This is a genomic window from Natronorubrum halophilum (assembly GCF_003670115.1).
Lineage (GTDB): Archaea > Halobacteriota > Halobacteria > Halobacteriales > Natrialbaceae > Natronorubrum > Natronorubrum halophilum.
This window is the reverse complement of the sequence record NZ_QQTY01000003.1, coordinates 129,507-147,720: the sequence shown is the minus strand read 5'-3', so window position 1 is coordinate 147,720 and position 18,214 is coordinate 129,507. Positions and strand designations below refer to the sequence as shown.

At 55.1% G+C, this 18,214-nt stretch carries 19 protein-coding genes and 2 pseudogenes; 7 read left to right on the top strand and 14 right to left on the bottom strand.

The window, feature by feature from the left end:
- Window positions 1–243: 243 nt before the first annotated feature.
- The 8 genes and pseudogenes from DWB23_RS23995 to DWB23_RS12805 all read right to left on the bottom strand — a co-directional run.
- Window positions 244–428: pseudogene (locus tag DWB23_RS23995) on the bottom strand (hypothetical protein); the annotation flags it as partial.
- Between the two features lie 194 nt (window positions 429–622).
- Window positions 623–895, bottom strand: a complete 273-nt coding sequence (locus DWB23_RS12835) for a PadR family transcriptional regulator (protein WP_121743235.1) — start codon at window positions 893–895, stop codon at window positions 623–625.
- 158 nt (window positions 896–1,053) lie between these two features.
- Window positions 1,054–1,725 carry a hypothetical protein gene (locus DWB23_RS12830; protein ID WP_121743234.1) on the bottom strand — a complete coding sequence of 224 codons (672 nt, stop codon included), beginning with the start codon at window positions 1,723–1,725 and terminating at the stop codon, window positions 1,054–1,056.
- A gap of 339 nt (window positions 1,726–2,064) precedes the next feature.
- Window positions 2,065–2,838, bottom strand: coding sequence for an ABC transporter permease (locus DWB23_RS12825; protein ID WP_121743233.1), 774 nt, complete (start codon window positions 2,836–2,838; stop codon window positions 2,065–2,067).
- Complete coding sequence (locus DWB23_RS12820; RefSeq protein ID WP_121743232.1) at window positions 2,835–3,848, bottom strand: ABC transporter ATP-binding protein; 1,014 nt, start codon at window positions 3,846–3,848, stop codon at window positions 2,835–2,837. The genes DWB23_RS12825 and DWB23_RS12820 overlap by 4 nt, the downstream gene beginning before the upstream one ends.
- A 493-nt stretch (window positions 3,849–4,341) precedes the next feature.
- Complete coding sequence (locus DWB23_RS12815; RefSeq protein ID WP_238717421.1) at window positions 4,342–5,067, bottom strand: hypothetical protein; 726 nt, start codon at window positions 5,065–5,067, stop codon at window positions 4,342–4,344.
- A 210-nt stretch (window positions 5,068–5,277) separates the two neighbouring features.
- A complete protein-coding gene (locus tag DWB23_RS12810; protein ID WP_121743230.1) occupies window positions 5,278–5,895 on the bottom strand; it encodes a hypothetical protein in 618 nt (205 codons plus the stop codon).
- Window positions 5,892–6,479 (bottom strand): hypothetical protein, encoded by a 588-nt coding sequence (locus tag DWB23_RS12805; protein WP_121743229.1) that lies wholly within the window; start codon window positions 6,477–6,479, stop codon window positions 5,892–5,894. Before DWB23_RS12805 ends, DWB23_RS12810 begins: the two co-directional genes overlap by 4 nt.
- Window positions 6,480–6,981: 502 nt before the next feature.
- Here DWB23_RS12805 and DWB23_RS12800 point away from each other — a divergent pair.
- The gene (locus tag DWB23_RS12800) at window positions 6,982–8,073 is read left to right on the top strand and encodes an AI-2E family transporter (protein ID WP_121743228.1); all 1,092 of its coding nucleotides are present in this window, start codon (window positions 6,982–6,984) and stop codon (window positions 8,071–8,073) included.
- A gap of 319 nt (window positions 8,074–8,392) precedes the next feature.
- Here DWB23_RS12800 and DWB23_RS12795 read toward each other — a convergent pair whose 3' ends face one another.
- From DWB23_RS12795 to DWB23_RS12785, 3 genes are read right to left on the bottom strand one after another with little or no spacing between them, the layout of a single operon-like run.
- Complete coding sequence (locus tag DWB23_RS12795) at window positions 8,393–8,620, bottom strand: hypothetical protein (protein WP_121743227.1); 228 nt, start codon at window positions 8,618–8,620, stop codon at window positions 8,393–8,395.
- Window positions 8,621–8,622: 2 nt separating this feature from the next.
- A complete protein-coding gene (locus tag DWB23_RS12790) occupies window positions 8,623–9,114 on the bottom strand; it encodes an SRPBCC domain-containing protein (RefSeq protein WP_121743226.1) in 492 nt (163 codons plus the stop codon).
- Window positions 9,111–9,449 carry an ArsR/SmtB family transcription factor gene (locus DWB23_RS12785; RefSeq protein ID WP_121743225.1) on the bottom strand — a complete coding sequence of 113 codons (339 nt, stop codon included), beginning with the start codon at window positions 9,447–9,449 and terminating at the stop codon, window positions 9,111–9,113. The genes DWB23_RS12790 and DWB23_RS12785 overlap by 4 nt, the downstream gene beginning before the upstream one ends.
- A gap of 211 nt (window positions 9,450–9,660) precedes the next feature.
- Between DWB23_RS12785 and DWB23_RS12780 the strand changes: the two genes are divergently transcribed.
- From DWB23_RS12780 to DWB23_RS12765, 4 genes are all read left to right on the top strand, one after another.
- The gene (locus DWB23_RS12780; protein ID WP_238717420.1) at window positions 9,661–10,419 is read left to right on the top strand and encodes a DUF1801 domain-containing protein; all 759 of its coding nucleotides are present in this window, start codon (window positions 9,661–9,663) and stop codon (window positions 10,417–10,419) included.
- 257 nt (window positions 10,420–10,676) lie between these two features.
- Window positions 10,677–11,420, top strand: coding sequence for a peptidoglycan DD-metalloendopeptidase family protein (locus tag DWB23_RS12775; protein WP_121743223.1), 744 nt, complete (start codon window positions 10,677–10,679; stop codon window positions 11,418–11,420).
- A gap of 365 nt (window positions 11,421–11,785) precedes the next feature.
- A complete protein-coding gene (locus DWB23_RS12770) occupies window positions 11,786–12,205 on the top strand; it encodes a CoA-binding protein (protein WP_121743222.1) in 420 nt (139 codons plus the stop codon).
- Between the two features lie 194 nt (window positions 12,206–12,399).
- Window positions 12,400–12,663, top strand: a complete 264-nt coding sequence (locus DWB23_RS12765) for a hypothetical protein (RefSeq protein WP_121743221.1) — start codon at window positions 12,400–12,402, stop codon at window positions 12,661–12,663.
- A gap of 494 nt (window positions 12,664–13,157) precedes the next feature.
- Here the strand turns inward: DWB23_RS12765 and DWB23_RS12760 are convergent, their stop codons facing one another.
- Together DWB23_RS12760 and DWB23_RS12755 are read right to left on the bottom strand one after the other, a co-directional pair.
- Complete coding sequence (locus DWB23_RS12760) at window positions 13,158–14,159, bottom strand: TIGR04024 family LLM class F420-dependent oxidoreductase (RefSeq protein WP_121743220.1); 1,002 nt, start codon at window positions 14,157–14,159, stop codon at window positions 13,158–13,160.
- A complete protein-coding gene (locus DWB23_RS12755) occupies window positions 14,156–14,632 on the bottom strand; it encodes a PaaI family thioesterase (RefSeq protein WP_121743219.1) in 477 nt (158 codons plus the stop codon). Before DWB23_RS12755 ends, DWB23_RS12760 begins: the two co-directional genes overlap by 4 nt.
- A gap of 675 nt (window positions 14,633–15,307) precedes the next feature.
- On the opposite strand from DWB23_RS12755, the gene DWB23_RS12750 reads away from it, so the two are divergent.
- Window positions 15,308–15,757 carry a pyridoxamine 5'-phosphate oxidase family protein gene (locus tag DWB23_RS12750; RefSeq protein ID WP_121743218.1) on the top strand — a complete coding sequence of 150 codons (450 nt, stop codon included), beginning with the start codon at window positions 15,308–15,310 and terminating at the stop codon, window positions 15,755–15,757.
- Window positions 15,758–15,918: 161 nt separating this feature from the next.
- Here DWB23_RS12750 and DWB23_RS12745 read toward each other — a convergent pair.
- Window positions 15,919–16,686 (bottom strand): annotated as a pseudogene (locus tag DWB23_RS12745) (SDR family oxidoreductase).
- Window positions 16,687–17,294: 608 nt separating this feature from the next.
- Here DWB23_RS12745 and DWB23_RS12735 point away from each other — a divergent pair.
- Window positions 17,295–18,152 (top strand): universal stress protein, encoded by an 858-nt coding sequence (locus DWB23_RS12735; RefSeq protein WP_121743216.1) that lies wholly within the window; start codon window positions 17,295–17,297, stop codon window positions 18,150–18,152.
- The last annotated feature ends 62 nt before the right edge of the window (window positions 18,153–18,214 follow it).

The following is an 18,214-nucleotide window of genomic DNA, read 5'->3' as shown; positions in this document are numbered from 1 at the left end:
ATTCACCGTTTACCGTAATTGTGATTTCCCCGCGCCTGTCGATTCCTTCCGATGATCCGAAGAGTCCGTTATTTGAGAGACAACCGCTCAGGGAGAGCGTTCCACCGATCACACCGGCTCTCAAAAGTACCGTTCGTCGTCGCATATGCTGACAAAGTTAGTCCAGCGGTATCCATCCTTCGACAATGCAATTACCCATACGAAGAACATTGGCATCCCCCTCCGCCTAAAGGCGGAGGTATCCCACGGCACCGCACCGCTAAGTAATCGCATCAGGTGAACTGCTTTTCGTGAAGTGTTTGCGGGACTTCGCCGAAAAATCCCTCTGAAACGTACTGGAGAGCAGATTTGATCGCCTCTTCGGATCGAACTCCGGGCTCTGTCTCGTCGCCTTCCTCGATGACTGTCAGGGGGCCACATGGGCGGATCGAAAGGCCTGGTGTAGTCGAGGACCCCGCTGACGACCTCACGGACGCTGTGAGCGAGTGAGACGCACCGCATCTCTTCCAGCAACTTTCCGGAAGCGACTCTCAGTTATCACATGTCGCTTGTACGACCGCTCTCTCGATTACCGATCTTGCGATGACTGCACAAAAGGATGGGGGTGCGACAGTTCAGAGAGCTAACCGAGATACTGTGAGACCCACTCCTGCCGGTCTTCAATCGCTTGTTCTCCGTCGTCTGTGATCGCGTAATAGTTCGTCCGCCTATCGAGTTGTCCCTTTTCGACCAAGTCTTTGTTGACGATGGTGTCGAGATTCGGGTACAGTCGTCCATGATTGATCTCGGTACTGTAGTACTGCTCAATCTCTTCTTTGACATCCTGTCCGGATGGTTGGTCGGCGCCAGCGATCACGAATAGCAGGTCTCGTTGAAACCCTGTGAGGTCGTCCATAGTTGAGACAGTTCGATTATTTCGGGGATTGTAATTTCACCCGTACACGATCGTATGCCGACGCAACTAGCTCTCTCTTTATTACAGATCAGGAATCAACCGGCCCCGTTGAAACTCGCCATGGGTGAGAGGGGGCTTCCGTGACGGTACGTACAGGACTATACGTTAGTAGCTATCCGACGGAACGGGCGAACAACCCGACGCGGAACCCAGATAAGGAATTTGACGACGGGAGTTAATCGACCCCACCGGGAGGGTTCCACACGGTATCGATTCCCCTCCTGTTCAACACGGCCTTTGCTTTCCAGAAACTCGAGGACACTTTCGACGCGCGATTCGGTGAGATCAAGATCGGTAGCAAGCTCTGGGACTGTCTGCGGCTCAGGGGCGTCTCTAAGGCCCTGATACACGACGTTCAACGTTTGCATTCGGAGCATCATTTCCCCCATCTGGTCCTCTTCGAGGGCGGATACGTACTCGTGTGTCGTCCGAGATGGTCCGTACCGAATGGTCGTCACACCATCGAAGACGAACCAGAGACCGACGAGGGCAAAGAGACTACCTCCCCACGGAGTCGGGTGAATGACCACAAAAGCGACTCCGACAACGAAGATAGCTGCCCCATAGGCGAGCCAGTTTGCTCCCTCAGGAAGGCCATAGATCTCATCTACGAGATCGTGTGCCATCACTGCACCAAAGATAACCGTTATCGGAACAATTGTTCGCAGCGTCATCTCGGTAAAAACCACAAGTACGGCGAGTACGCCGACTGTGCCGACAACGGTTCGGAGGGGCTTGTTCTCCCGGAATAACGTGACGGGATGTTCCATACTTACTTGAAATAACAGAACGAACGCGCATATCTGTTTTGTGAATTTATGTTAGTAAGTATATGTGGGATATAATCATTTCTCTATGAACGATGGCGAACTCGTCGAGGTTCGGATAGAGTCGCTCGTGATGCATCTCTTTCTCGTAGTACTCCTCGAGTTAGTCCTTGATCGTGAGTCCGTCTGGTTCGTCTTACTCGATAATCGTATATAGCGAGATTCGCTGGAAACCAGTCAAATCGCACGTATCGGGTTCTCTGTGTATCGACGAATAAGGATTCCAAGAACAGACGAAAGAAAGGGAATCAAATTATTGGCGTACTGACCACACAATGCGAATCAATAGTGGCCAAGAATCCCTTTGCGACGCGCACGGCGCTGTGACCACCAGAATACGTAGTATCCTACGCCTACATATGCAACCGCAGTGGCGACCAAGATGAGGAGTTCCACCGCGGGAAGCTCCCAAACTAAAATCCCATCTTCCATTGTTTGCCGGAGGAGATAACTACCCTGTGCGAGAGGGAGCGCCTTGAGCAAACTATACGAGCCAACCGGGACAGCAATAAACCCGACAATCAGGAAGTTAACCAGACTCAACAAGTCCTCGATCCTCTTGTACAGAAGCGCAAGCCCCGCAAACAAAAACCCAATTCCGAGAGCAGAGGCGAGCGTTAGCATTCCAAGTGAGAGGACAGTCACGATATCTATCTGTAATGTCTGGCCAGAGGTCACTAACATAAGCAGTAGCATGACGACGCCCCAGCCGAAATTAATAATTGTTCCGACAACTGCTTTGACTACCATGATGGTTCGAATGCCAAAAGGTGTCATATACAACTGTTCTAACGTGCCCCACTGAGCTTCTGCTGAAACTGAATATGCGAGATAGCCAAAGGACAGGGATGACATGGTCCAGAGAAAGAAACCCACAATAATCCCATCAAGTGACTCTGTAAGAGCCGGCCCTGCTACCGCCTGTCCACCAAAGAATATCAGTAGAAAGAACAGATAGGTCAGCAGTAGATTTGAGAAAGTGTTAACTGGATATCGGATCATAAGGATGATCTCCTTACGCGCGATCGCACGAACCAACGTTGGCAACGAACTCATTGCTGGCCCCCGTTTTGGTTTTCCGTCAGCGATGTCTTATTCGTCATTTCAAGGAAGATATTTTCGAGATCGGGTTCAAGCGAACGAATTGAGACAAGTTCGATATCTTCTTGCTGCAACTCGTTCACGAAGTTATAGAAGTCATCCCCCGACGAAGGTAGCACCTCGAATTGAACTTTCCCGCCAATTTTGCACCAGCTCTTTGTACTGTATCTTTTTCCGAGACGATCTTTCAACGGTTCCGAGACGGGAGGCTCAACAGTGATTTGGTACATTTGAGTTTGGAAGACCTCGACGAGATTTTCGATACGATTATCCGCAATGACGTGACCCTCGTGAAGGATAATGATACGATCACAGACCGCTTCTACCATATCCATATTGTGACTACTAAGCAGAATTGTCATCGACTCTTCTTCGGCTAAGTGCCGTATCTCCTGTTGAAGGTCAAGTGACGTTTCGACATCAAGCCCAAGTGTTGGTTCGTCGAGAAAAACAACACCCGTCTGTCGTGCTAAGGTACAGATCAGGGAGACCTTTTGTTTCATTCCTCTTGACAAATCTCTGATCGGGACATTTGCCTTCTCCTTAAGCCCGTATCTTTCTATGAGCGCCTCATGGTGGCTTCGCACATTCTTCGGATCGATTCCGTTGAGACTCGCAAAGAAGTCAAGATTCTCACGGACTGTCAGTCTCCAGTACGTGTTCCGTGCCCCTTCGAGCATCGCACCCACGTCCTGATAGACCTCGTGTGTTTCTGCCAACACATCTGAGCCTGCGATTTGGATTTCCCCAGATGTCGGCGTTACCAGCCCGAGCATCATTTTTATTGTTGACGTCTTCCCGGCACCATTTTGACCTAAGATTCCAACAACGGTGCCAGAATTAATGTCAAAACTGATATCATCTACCGCTTGAACACTATTTTCTCCCCGTCCATAGGACTTCGTCAGGTCCCGAACAGAGATGATTGGATCTACGGCCGTCTCTGGAGAACGATCTGGACTCATCGGCAAGTCTCGCTGGGTTGAATTCGGTTTTTCTCGAGTTCGATTCCACTAATTAACGCTATTGAACCGTCGTCTAACTCACAGGTAGTAGACCATATGGAGACGGTCTGCTTGGGATGCGTACGGTGTTTGTCGGCTGATGACATCTATTGAATATGTTCTCATCATGTTTGTTGTTACTACACAAAGTGCAGCATAACGGGCATGTAGCTGGCGCTCCCACTACACTGCGTGTTCTACGCAGAGCAGTACGAACGAAAAAAAGTCCAGTTCCAGCTACAACGATACCATTTGATAGACAAAAACGGGGATAGATCTTATATCTTTTGTTGATCGCTACCTGGTTCAGCACGAGGAACGTGACGGTTATTTGCAAATCCGACTATCGCTCTATTACCTGCTCGACCTGTACTGATCATCACATCGATGTGTTCTGTTCTCATTAGCGATGTCGAAGGTATAGATCGAATATTGGATCGCTAGGAACGACCGGCTACCGAAGAGAATCGTCGTCGATAGTAACGGATTCTTCGTCGACGACAGCGAACTCGGCGGCCACGAGATTACCCACCGGGTCGAATATCTCGGACTCGTCGCGCATTACGTAGAGTTCTCCCTGTTCCATTTCTGCTTCCTCTTGTGGGAAGAAGAGAAACCGATTGTTCGTGCCGAAGTATTCAGCATGGACGGTATTGTAATCCGTAAACAGGCCGCTTTGCTCGATATCCTGTGGAACCCAGCCCTGCGGTCCCGAAGTGATCTCGAACGGCGCACCCGAGAAGAAGTTATCAGGACGGACGGCAGCTTCACCGCCGCTATCATCCAGAATCTCGAAGTCCTCCACAGTCTCCAGATCGAAGGGGAGATCTTCTTCAGTGAGCGGTCGGTACTGAACGCGGACGAGATCGGAAATTGCTAACTCGTCTTCGGTCGGCGACGATAACCGGTCGTCGAACACGTACTGCTCTCCTTCTTCGATCTGTGCATCTGGGGGCACGAAGAGATACCCCTCCTCGTTCGTGTTGAAGTGTTCGATGACACGTACGCTGTGGTTCTGCAGGACGTCTGGGTTGTCCACAACGGGGGCATCCTGCAGTGCTGGCGAGACGACGCGGAAGACCGCGCCCGAAAAGTACGTTTCGCCGGTCGTGATCGCCTCTTGAAACTGTCCGTCACCGCCATCGCCGTCGCTTTCGGTCGGCGTTTCCTGTGCTCCCACACTCCCGGTTACACCGAGTCCCAGTGCGGCCGAGGTGACCGACCCTGCTTTCACGAACCACCGTCGTGATTTCTGGCTTCGGTGATCAGTCATGGTAAATCGGTGTCCTTCTCGGACAGTCGGGCGTTCACTCCTTCTTCGGATAATCCTCATGCTGGCTTTTGCAGCCGTTGGCAGTACCATCGATCGTCATCACAAGAGTCTTGAGAGTTAATTATTGGAAGTAGACCGAAATCGTCGCCCGAAGAATCTGACGAATTCACTGACGTAGCCAATCCCCCAGATTGCGACGATCACTGCGCCAACTGCGTTGAACACGAAGTCGGTAACGATATCGTCGATTCCATAGACAGTGACCACCTCCCCGCCGAGGGCGAACTCCAGTACTTCCCAGACGACGCCGATCGCGAGGACGAAGATCACAATAAACACGGATCGAAACGTCGCCGGAACGTTCATCTCGTTGGAGTGGAGTTCGAACGCCCGGAAGGCCGCATACCCCAGCCCCGCGATGACTGACGCTGAGACGGTGTGTGCGATTTCGTCGTACCATTGATACTGTTCATAGAGCCATAACGATCCCATCGTATGGAGGATCACGGCGGCAGTGATCCAGAGAACGAGCCCGGCGTCCATCGAGTATCCGTACTCCCAGCGCAACCATGCCGGCAGAAGTGTTATTCCGAGAGCCAATCCTGCCCTTCCGGAAATCCCGAACTGAAACGTCGCTATTCCATATCCGAGGAGCGCAACGAGCACGAGTTGCAGGCCCCGAACGATACGGAGCTCCTGAGAATCCGTCAGTCCCAGCGTGTCTCCGAGCGTCATGGTGGTTCCGATCCGTTCGTGGCCCGAGCGAGGGCACCGGCCGGCTCGAATCGGCTGGCGTACCACTGGAAGAGCCCCCCGAGTGCGAGTCCTACGACGGTGACAACGACGAAGTCCCACTGAAGTTCGGCCTGCGAACGCAGGTACTCAGTCCCCAGCCACTGATCCGAGTAGAACTGCGCGACGGTCCAGAGCGCCTGTAGCGCCATTGTCATCATCATCGCGAAGCCGACGGCGAACCGACGACTCAATTCGACCGTCGTGAATGTCTCGAGTTCGATGACGACGATGAGCGCGAGCGTTGCAACGGCGAGATACACTGCAGTCTCGAACGGAAACCCGGTCGTGCCGGCACCGACAGAGAACGTAGCAACCGCCAGGAGCGGCCAGGAAACAATTGCTGTCCAATCACGGGACCTCAACGCCGGCGCTGATACTGTAGCTACGATGATCAGTTCGAACCCGCCCCAGAGCAAAGCGCCTGCGAAAAAACTCTCGATGGCAGCCAGCGCCACGATGCCTGTCAACGACCATCCGATAATGGCGTTCGTCCGCTCGTCGCGGACGAGTTCCTTGAGCGTCACAGAGTGCCATTGGATTCGAGAACACTAAAACCCGCAACCGAATTTGGGGCTGTTCAAAGGGGTGGAAGTGCGTAACCAACAAACCGATGGGGCTCTCGTCAAGAGGTTCGTTCTCGGTTTCTGAGAAGAACGAACCCACTGATGAGGTACACATTCAGAGGGAACGGGAACCCGAAGTAAAAATAACGGACGCATTGAATGGCCTCATCCGTCTCAAGGATATGGACTCCGTTGTCGATGCCTGCATGGCGATACGAGGCTGAAATAACGTGCTTGAGGACCCGTCTTCTTTTTACCGTCGGGACTGGCGCTGGTAACGATAATTTTCGTTCGCCACTCCTCAACTTTAGTCCAGTACTCCTCGAGTGCCGCGCCGACTACTGCTCGAAGGAGCACTGATTGTTTTGCACATGGATTACTCGCTTCTGCGACGATCACGCGAGGATTACAGTCTTCTCTTTCGAAACAGACATTCTTCTGGTTCGTGCCCGTGTGGTTGACCATGGCCGTTTTCGACAGATGGGACGGCAAACGTCTCCTCTGGATTGGATTCGGGTTGATCATTACAGCACTGATTGGAATTGCCCTTTTCAGATACGTGGGAACATTATTCTTCGCGATATTCGTCTACTACGCGACGCGTCCACTGTATCGCCAACTCGATCGCGTCATCGACCACCCGAACGTGACGGCAACGGTCACGATACTATTCGTTGTCGTCCCCATGGCTGGCGTCGTCGCCTACGCGGGCGTCGTCGCACTACAGGAACTGGATCAATTTCTCGCCTCGAGTGAGCTCGAGGCGTATCGATCGGTCCTCCAACCGTATTTGCGATTGATCAAGGAGGGCAACGTCGACAGACTCCGGGACGCACTCACGGCCGGCTCCGGCGGCTCGATCGCGGGCGTCGCTCTTCAGGGTGTGCCGAGAACCCTGGGACGACTGCAGTCGGTCGCCGGATTCGTCTTCTCGATCCTTGCTCGATTTTTTCTCATGCTCACTTTTCTCTTCTACCTCTTGCGTGACGATCAGAAGTTACGACGGTGGTTTTACGACAGCATCGACCACGACGACGAGATCGTCTCCTATATCGAATCGGTCGATGACGACCTTGAGACGGTTTTTCTCAGTAATCTCGCAGTCATTGTGGTCGCAGCCGTGACCGCTGCCACAACGTACATCGGTCTCAACTACCTCGCATCGGGTGGGACCGTCGTTGCGACGCCGGTATTACTCTCGCTGCTCATCGGAATCGGGACACTGATACCGGCCGTCGGAATGAAAATCGTCTACATCCCGTACGGATTGGTTCTGTTTGGACTCGCAGTGACGACGTCGACGCCGTTTTGGCACCCGATCGCGTTCTTCGTTCTCACGTTTGTCGTCATCGACACGATCCCCGATTTCTTCGCGCGGTCGTACCTGTCGGCGCGAAGCGGCGTCCACATGGGACTAGTTCTCCTCGGATACTTCCTCGGAACTCTCGCTTTCGGCTGGTACGGACTCTTCCTTGGCCCGATCGTCGTCGTCCTCGCGGTCCATTTCGCGCACATGATCTTCCCCACACTCGGTAGTGATATCCGTGGAGAGTGACCGTGACTGACGGTACGCCCCTGTACCACCGGTTCTGTTAGTCGTAACGTGGGTTCGGTCACTTTTCCGAGCATTGCTTCGCAGATGTCGCCCAAACTCTCTGTGGAGCGCCGGCAAAAAGGCAGGGAGCAACCCGTGAGGCAAACCAGACCCTTTCGGTCATCCTCGGGTCTAGAAAGCGTATGCAACAGAACTCCCCACTGTCTCGAGCTATCTCTGAAAATCGAACTTGTAGCGCGGTATGAGAATCTTAAGGCGGAAATCACCAGAATGAATACTATAAGTGGTGTTGATGAATGCCTGGACCTTGGGATGTCGGTTAGCCCATCACGATTTGGAACACGACAAATCCAGTGACGAAGAAGAGGAGTATGCCGATGAGCGCATGCAGCGATGGATGCGTATCAAGGTTGGCCAGCAACAGGTAGTGTGCCCCAGTAGCCAGAACAATCGAGATGAGAACGGCGAGGCCGATCTTTCCCCATTCTGCGTCTTCGTCCGTCGTTGATTCTGTGGGTACTGCTCCGCTGGTGGTGTCAGCTGACATGGTCAGTCCTCCACCTGACCGGCGAGTTTTTCGAGGGTGCCTTCCCAGGCTTCTGCAACCCCGTATTCCTCGGCGACATCCTTGGAGATACCGTCTAAGCGGAGGGTGACTTCGGTCCCGTCAGCGACCGTATCCAACGTCACCGTTACCGTACTGTGGTCATCACCCTCCCCGGTGTCCTCGGTCCAGACGATCTTCTCGTCGGGTTTCAGCTCCTGGTAGGTGCCCTGGAACGTGTGGGAGTATTGTTCCATCTCTTCGGTCTCTGCATTGTTCTCGACTCGGAAGGACCCGCCCTCTTCGGACTCGACCTCCTGAACGTCAGCGCGGAATCCGTCTGGGGGAGCCCACACCGCGATGTCCTCGGGAGTGAGGAACGCTTCGTAAACGCGCTCGGATGGCGCTTCGATCACGCGACTCATGGTTATACTCCGCTCTTCGTCCGCCGTGTTCTCTGTCATTGCTGCATCGTCTCCGTTGGGGTCGTCTGTCATTGGTCTTCGTTCTCCAGATGGTTGGCCAGCGCATCTAACCGGTCCTCCCAGAAGACGCGGTACTGGGTCAGCCACCCGAATGCCGCGGAAAGCGGTACGGCGTCGAGGTGGCAGCGGCGAACGAGACCGTCCTTCTCGACGTCGATTAACCCAGCGTCCTCCAGCACGCGCAGATGCTTGGATACGGCCGGCAGGGAAACGTCGTGGGGTTCGGCCAGGTCGCCCACACTCTCCGGGCCGTCGGTCAACTGTTCGAGGATCGATCGACGTATCGGGTGAGAGAGCGCCTGGAAGACTGCATCGAGGTCCAAGTCGTCCGGCTTCCGTTCAACCATCCTGTTTAGTATACGCTCTCCCACTATTTAACTCTCTAGTTAAATAGCCGTTCGAAGCGTTGTGACGCCCAGATCCCATGTCCACATAGGAGGAACCCGGCTTGCCGCTCTCCCGAGAATCGGGGAATATTGATAAGCCAATACCACGTCTTGGTAAGCGATTATGAGTGTGTCCGACCCACTTACGACCCAGCGGGTCTCCGAACTCGTGATGGCGAACCGGGCGATCAGAGCATCCTACTACAGTAAAGACCACGACGATGGGGTTCGTTTCACGGATCTGGAACGGGGACTCCAATGGGGTGTCGACGCCGTTCCAGCCTTGTTGGGTCTTTTCCGGGTTGAGCAGGACCCCCGAGACGACCATTCCGACGGCTGGGTGGGCTTTGCTCGCCACTGGCGGGGAGGGACGTTGCGGCTGGACTTCGATCTGTTTTCCGGATCCGAAGAGTCAGACCCGGTCTTGGTCGTGACTTCGATATCGGGCCGAGAGGGGGAGGAAACCATCGTAGACGATGATTTTGGGGAAATCGAGCTGTCGGACCAGGTTCCGACGGAAGAAGAATGGGAGGAACGGAGCCGACGGTACCAGGCGGCACGGAGGAAAGATGATACCGACGGATCGACAGCGGTGGAGGCGCACATCACAGCGCTGCCGGGATGGAAACGCGAGGTTGCGACGCAATTCGACGAGATCATTCGAGACGAAGTGCCGCAGGTGCGCCGTGCCGTGAAGTATCACCAACCGTTCTACGGCGTCGAGGACCAGGGATGGTTCGCGTCGTTCAGTGCGTTCTCGAAACACGTGAAATTGGCGTTCGTGTGCGAATCGTACCTTGAGCCAAAGCCGCCCAGTGGGACGGGTCCGGATAGACAAGCCCTGGATCTGAAGAAGACGGACACGCTGGACGAGGAGCAGGTCGCTTCCTGGGTGCGGCAAGCCGCCGACGATCCGGGGATGGGCTGGTGAGGAAACCCGCCCTTGTACGATGGCCGTGCAACTAATCCACGGGCGTGCGTGATCAACTACTGATTCCTTTCAGATCGGAACTGCTGTCTGTGAAGCGGACCGGACTCGAGAGTCACGGCGAACGGTTCTTGAAAATTCATGTCAATAGAATCCAAAATTTGTCCAGTAGATGACTGTATCTCGACAGCATATTTATATAATCAATATAGAAACAACCGTAACTTTTAATCATTTGTGAATGTATTTTGTATTCGGATATGCCAAGAAAATTCAGCAGGCGGTCGGTCGTTAAATCACTCGGAATTGCCGCGACAGGAATCACCGGAACCGTAGCACTGAGCGGTTCGGCGAGCGCGTTTAGCGACGGTGAGCAAGTCGAAGTTACCGCAAGCGCACTGAACACACGGGAACAGCCCGGCACCGACTCGCCCGTCGTCGCCACGCTAAACAACGGCGAGGTCGGCGAGATCATGAACGGGCCGACCGATAAAGACGGCTACAGATGGTGGGGCGTCCACTGGCTCGACCGAAACGTATGGGGCTGGTCGGTCGAGCAGTATCTCCAGTCCACGTCCGGCGGCGGTTCGGACTTCGACTGGCCGATTACGGGGTATATCACGTCGCCGTACGGCGCTCGCCCTGGCCACTACGCGGTGGACTTCGGCGCGAACGGCAACATCGGCGAGCCGATTTACGCGGCCCACGACGGCGTCGTGGACATCCGAAGCTACGAATCGGGTGGCTGCGGTAACTACCTGAAACTCGGCCACGGAAATGGCTACCAGACGATGTACTGCCACCTGAACAGCTTCGACGTGGTACAGGGTGAGAGCGTCACGCGCGGCCAGAAAATCGGCGGCATGGGTGACACCGGCAACTCGACCGGTCCTCACCTGCACTTCACTATCGAACGGAACGGCAACCACCTCTCGATTCCAGGAGCCGACGGCGAAACCGTCACGGCAGGAACCAGAATTCCGAAAGACTACTCCGGCATCTGAACTCGCGGTCTGCCGCAATGACATCCCCCTCGCCGTTTATGCTGGTTCCTCGCGCTAGGAGTCTCGGCTACGCCGAGTCGGTTCGAGAGAGCAAACTCTCTCGTCATCACGAGACGGCTTCGTCGTCTCGAACGATCACGGAGGCGACTTGCGGGTTCGTGTGCTCCTCGTTGTCTATCGATACAATCCATTCGTTCCCGACGTTTCGTAGGCGTTCACGCACGCCTGTCAGGCGTTCCATCGTGATACGTCGGATGAGTTGTTGCGTCGAGTAGAACGGTTACTCATTCGTTCGGGCTGGCACACCGGTCGATCAGTGCCCGAGACGCCCGTGGCCTTTTCGTCACCGAGAACCTACGAATTGTATGCCCGTTGAGACTGACGCCGACGTTCGAAAGATTCTCGAGAAGGACGTGATCGCTGTCGTCGGATGCTCGTCGACGCCCGGAAAGGACGCCCACGAGATTCCGCGGTACCTCCAGACCCAGGGCTACGAAATCGTCCCGGTCAACCCTAACGCCGAGGAAGTTCTCGGACGACCTGCCTACGACTCGCTCTCGGACGTAGAAGAAACGGTCGAAATTGTCGACGTCTTCCGTCCGAGCGCCGAAGTCGCAGGGATCGTCGACGAAGCTCTTGCACGCGACGACGTCGAAGTCGTTTGGCTGCAACTCGGCGTTCACGACGACGAAGCCGTTGCTCGAGCGGAAGCAGCCGGAGTCAGCGTCATTCAGGACCGATGTATGAAACCCGAACACCGACGACTGATCGCGTCCCCGTCGTGATGAGATGCCGTCCTTCAAGATTTAGGATGTCGGTGTTCGGTCGTCGTCGGGCACTTCGATGGCATCCCGACCACACAGTGTACGGCACAGTCAGTTCGACTGTGTAATCTCCCTACGTTCGAGACGATCGACGGTATCGTCCGTGGGATATTCTTAAGCGACTCGGTACTGTAGAATCCTCTTAGAAAGTCGAAATGACCGACATCACCGATCCACGACCGCCGCTTCCGGAGTGGATTCTGGACGCCTACGATGTCCTGTGTACTCACAGCCACAGCTCGGATGATCATACCGATTTGCAGTCGATCCCTCGAGCGCAGGCCCTCGAGATTCTTCGTACGAGCGATGACCTGGCCCTCGAACCGGAGGACGCGGACTACGTACTCACTCGGTTGCTCGAGCGAGGCTACTTCTACGAAGTCGGCGACGAACTCCGCGTGACGACGCCGGAAACGTGACTCACCGCCGGACGCAAACCAGTTTGAAAATACGGCGTCGATGGGCTTACTCGCGTTAAGAACTGGGTGACTCTGTCGAAATCCTATTAGTTAGACACTATCTGTGGTGAAACAGTCGTTAGGTAGGCGTGCGAACTGAACACCAATGCGTTTATCAGATGTCCTGAAGTTAATCGCGTCGTGCTGGATACCTGGCGCAGGCCTTGTTTAGACGCAGCAGAAACCGGCTCTACCGCGTCGTTCTCAATGTGTAAATCCGTACCGTGAAGTGCTCTCTACCGCGTTCTACTCAGCCGAAATGACTCCTGATCCGCCCATTCGGGAGCGTCTAAACAAAGCCCCTGGCGCATATTCACACGGTCTTGATTAGGCGAGTCGGCCATTGGTTTCGTCGTACGTGGCATCAATATGAATTATGATTTCAGATATACGTACTGGAGGGCGACCCTATGCGTCTCACCCTCTACCTGGATCTCAGGCGAGTGATGGCGTAGTCACATCTCTGGTGCGAGCGTCTCGATGGTGGCCAATATATCGTCCCGGGTGGCGTGCACTGGGAACAATACCGCCACGACATCGACTGACTCCAGTGCTTCCCACCGCCGGAGCTGCTGGCAAGCCTGCTCTGGTGTTCCCGCAACCCCGAGACTGTCGAGTAGGTCATCAGAGATCACTGCCATCGCTGCGTCCTGCTGGCCATCATTCCAGAATCGAGCGATTTCCTCTGCCTCGGCTTCGTACCCCTGGCGAGCAAGATGGTCTCGGTAAACGACTCCCATTGCACCGAGGTAGAACGCGATATGGTGACGGACGAGTTCCCGAGCACGCTTGCCATCATCGAGCGCACAGCACGGTAACTCGACCGTCACCCGTACATCTTCGGGGTTTCGTGCGCCGAGATCGGCACCGGTTTCTAGGTTATCAAGGCTGTCCGCGAGTCCGCCCGGAGTTGCCATTGTCGTGTGACATCCGTCAGCGAATCGACCTGCGAGTTCCATGGATTTCGGCCCCATCGCAGCAACATCGATAGCAGGGGGCGGTGATGGGGGCTCGAACCGGAGCCGGAACCCTTCCATCTCGAAGATGTTGCTGTCGTACACAACGACGTCCCCCGAGAGGACTTGCCGGACGATCTCGACGCTCTCGCGGAGTCGCCGGAGTGGTTCTGAATGAGGGACGCCGTGCCACCCCTCGACGAGTTGTGGCGTGCTTTGCCCGAGACCGAGACGAAATCGACCCCGGGAGACTTCGTGGAGGGTTGCCGCGGTCTGTCCGAGCAGGGCTGGTGATCGGGAATAGACCGAGGAGATACTCGTCCCGAGACCGATTTCGTCGGTCTGGGTAGCGATGGTCGTAAGCGTGGTGACTGCATCACGTCCCCATGTTTCGGCGAGCCATACTCTGTCGTAGCCCCCTTTCTCGGCAGCTTCCGCGTATTCGAGAAGGGACTCGATACTCGGCTGGGCCGGAATCGGGAGAAAAAGGTCCCGCATCATCCATCAACTCGAACCGCGAGTATGTCCCCGACTGCGGTAACCGTGTCGTCTGGACCAAGTTCGCAGGTGACTCGGGTCTTTCGCCCGGGTTTGCCCTCCACCCAGGACCGGAGGTGAATCGGCTGATCAAGTGGTGTCGGTTTCCGGTAGCCTACGTTGAGTTCACCGGTGACGTACAGAATGAGATCGTCGGTTAGCGGACGATCTTCTGCGAGGTGAGCGGACACGATGGCCGTCCACATCGCCTGGCAGTCGATCAACGACGCCACCAGGCCGCCGTACATGATGTTCGGCACGCCAGAATTGAAGATAGCGTCCGGCCCGAAGGTCGCCACAAGCTGGTCGCCTGTCACAGAGAGGTAACTTTTGAGTTGCAACCCGTCACTATTTGCTGGGCCGCATCCATGACAGGTGCCCTCCGGCCAAGCGAGATCCTGTACCGCTTCGTCACGGGCTACTGTCTCCACGGTCATTTGCGCCTCGAACGCCGCGTTCTACAGGGCAGTGTTGATGTACGGTGTCCATCGGACGAGTTTTCATTTGTAGTTGTGGCTGCCATCTCCATCACTATTTATAATTATGCTTCCTGTGGAGATATAGATAGCGGGATACTGTGCGAACCCGTCCCGCTTCACTTCCTAGTAGATTTGGTATTTCCCCCGGGCTACTAGTACAGCGATACGAGTTCGATCGACTCTACACTTAACGTTTGAGCGTCAAAACAAGGCCCATCCTCTATATTCAGCAGGTCGTTTCTAGCATCCATCTGAGAGGTAAGTATCTGCTCCGGTAACGCCTTCGTCTGTACTTACTGTAGAGAGTCCTAAAACTATCACTTTCTGAGGATATCAACAGAGCCGTTGGAATCCGTCACATCGTTGAGGGTCATCTCTCCGCGGAATTATCTGTATACCTGAAAGTAATTCATACTGGGTGTTAAGCATAGTCCAAAGTTTTTCAGATCGATTATCGATGACTGATCGGATACAAGCGAGGAAAATCCTACTACTAGTCTGGCTCAGACTAGCCAGTCCTCGAGAGTGGTCCGTCAACGACAAACGAGCGGACGATCAGCACCGTTCTCATCACATTGAAAGTACAGTTCGCTGTGAGAAGGTATTTTTTATTCTGGCCCCATGTGGGTCGATATGCAGGGATTGCGCTGGCTTCAAATGAGCGAGGAGGAAATGAACGAATTCCTCGGCCGAGGCGGAACGGGTGTCATTTCGTTTGCTACGGACCCGGATGAACCGCCGGTCTCGATACCTGTTTCGTACGGATACAGTGCAGACGTCAAGCGCTTCTACTATCGACTCTCCTTCCCCCAGGATAGCAGGAAGGAAGAACTCGTAGATAGACCCGTCTCCTTCGTTACGCACGGCAAGACCGACAGTGGGTGGCGAAGTATCGTCGCAACAGGACACCTATCGGATACTTCCGACGCATCGTACGAGTCAGCCGAAATACAGGGAATGTGGGCGATTCAAATTCCGCTCGTCGACATCTTTGAACGGCCGCCAAGAGAAACAACGTTCCGGTATTTCAGTCTCGATCCCGAGACGATAATGGGACGCAAAGAGGTGATGGGTGACTCGTAGCGCCGGCATGCGACGCGATAAACGTAGACAAGCCGAGAAATGAACGCCTATAACACCGAAACCGGTCGACCGACGATGGACGCCCGCATAAATACCGGCGCGTACGGACGCTCACGGACTACTGAACCGCAAATTCGGCTGTATCTTTCGGACGTTTCCGGTCATCCAGTATGAGTGTACCCGCCGTCGACAACGAGCGACTCACCGTTTACGTAACTCGAGAGGTCACTCGCGAGAAACAGAGCGGTTCCCGCAATATCCTCTGGATCACCGATCCGTCGCGACGGAATCGTCTGGACGAATTGCTCGAGCGCTTCGGGCCCCATGTGTGCGTCTTCCATCATCGCGGTTTCGATACCGCCCGGGTGGATCGCGTTCACTCGGATTCCGTCGGGCCCGAGGCGATGGGCCGCCGCGTACGTCAACGATCGGACTGCACCCTTAGAAACGCAGTAGGCGACGTAGCTACCGTTTCCGAGGAAGCCAGCGATACTCGAGATGTTGATGATACTTCCACCGTCGTTTTCGACCATTCGCTGGGCCGCGAGCTGGGTTCCAAAGAACGCACCTTTCACGTTCACGCTCATGAGTTGCTCGTACTGGTCGGCGGTCACCTCGAGGAACTCCTCTGATCGAAAGATACCCGCGTTATTGACGAACACGTCGACGCCACCGAACTACTTGGCTTCGTCGAGCGTCGCCTCGAGATCGTCGACACTCGAGACATCGTAATCGACGTACATCGCTGTCACCTCGGTTTCGTTGGTGATGAGTTCGTGAGTCGGTGTCCCACCTTCATGGGGCGCTTCGTGTACGTCGGCAACGACCACATCGGCACCGTTTTCGGCGAACGCCCGCGCGATTGATCGACCGATCCCGCTCGATGCACCGGTCACTATGGCCGTTTGCTCCGCGAGTAGGTCCGGCATGCCATCGGGTACTACGTCGAAGTACTTGCTTCTAACACAGGCGACCGTTCGTCGATTGGTACGCTACTCCGTTTCTAATCGATCGAGAGAGCGATTTTCATGTACGTATTCTCGTCGCGCGACCGAAGACCGGCGAATCGATGACTGAGACGGATCGACCTCACTGGCGTTGAAAACCGGGAGATAGTCGAGCTATCCCCAAAACGAAGCGTTCCCCAGGCAGTAGAGAAACGCTACCCATCCGAGGAAGAGCCCGGTGATTATCACTATAAAATCCGCTAACTTCGTTCCGAAAATAACGTCGTATCCGATACCGATTGTCAGGAGAACCAACGCTATACCGATCAAAAGATGGCACCAGCGCTCTGCCCGCGGTTCCATATGCTGTCCTATCACGCTCCAGCATAAATAGTATATTAGTTAATATGGAAATTATCACGGATTACATAAAATTCCTTGAACTCGAAACGATGTTGGTGCTGTTCCGCGTTGTTCCTCGTGGCGTCTCTCGAGCGATGCAAACGAAATCGATCTCATCGCAGCACCCCCTCGAGCAGTTCGAGATGCGGCCAGGATAGCTGTAAATGCACGCCAGTCGAACGTGCCGTATGTACGATCACCTTCTCGTCCCGACCGACGGAAGCGGCCCCGCCAACGCGGCCCTCGAGTTGGCCGGTCGAATCGCGTCGTCGACGGCGACCATTCACGTGCTGGTCGTCTCGAATGACGATCACGACGGCAGTTCGACGGACGCACTCGATCGGACGGCTGAAGAGATACTCGCCGACGCACGAGAGACCGCGGCCGCCGATGTCGAAACCGTCGTTACCGAAGAACAACAGGGCGATCCCCGAGATCGAATCTTCGAGTACGTCGAATCTGCGGGGATAACACTCGTCGTTATGGGTTCACACGGAAGGCGGGAACCCGAACCGGTAGTTCTGGGCCGCGTAACCGAAGGGGTCATTCGTGACGCTTCCGTCCCCGTGCTCGTCGTTCGTGCGAGCGACGATATCCAGTCTCGCTATCCGTTCGACCGCGTCCTCGTACCCACAGACGGAAGCGAGCACGCGGGCATCGCGTTAGAACGCGGCGTGGAAATCGCTGCTGAAACGGGAGCGACGCTTCACCTCTTGTCGGTGGTAAACGTGACGCGTTACGGAACCGACTCTGAAACAGATGCACTGGTCGACCGACTCGAAGAAAACACGAAGCGCGTCCTCGAAACGGCGGCTAAGAGAGCGGCCGCCTCCGGGGTCGACGTCCGCACGGCCGTTACCGTCGGAACGGTCCACAGAGCGATCTCCGCGTACGCGGAGACCGAGGATATCGATCTGCTGGTCATGGGGACGCACGGTCGCGGTGATCCCGATCGAGAGTTGCTCGGAAGCGTCACGGAGCGCGTCCTTCGCACTGCACCGGCACCCGTACTGACCGTCCGCGCCAGAGAGACGGACGGATCGTAACGGATCCGTCCACGGCTACCGGTGTGGGTTTTCTCCCGGGCATTCCGTACCCACCCCCCCGG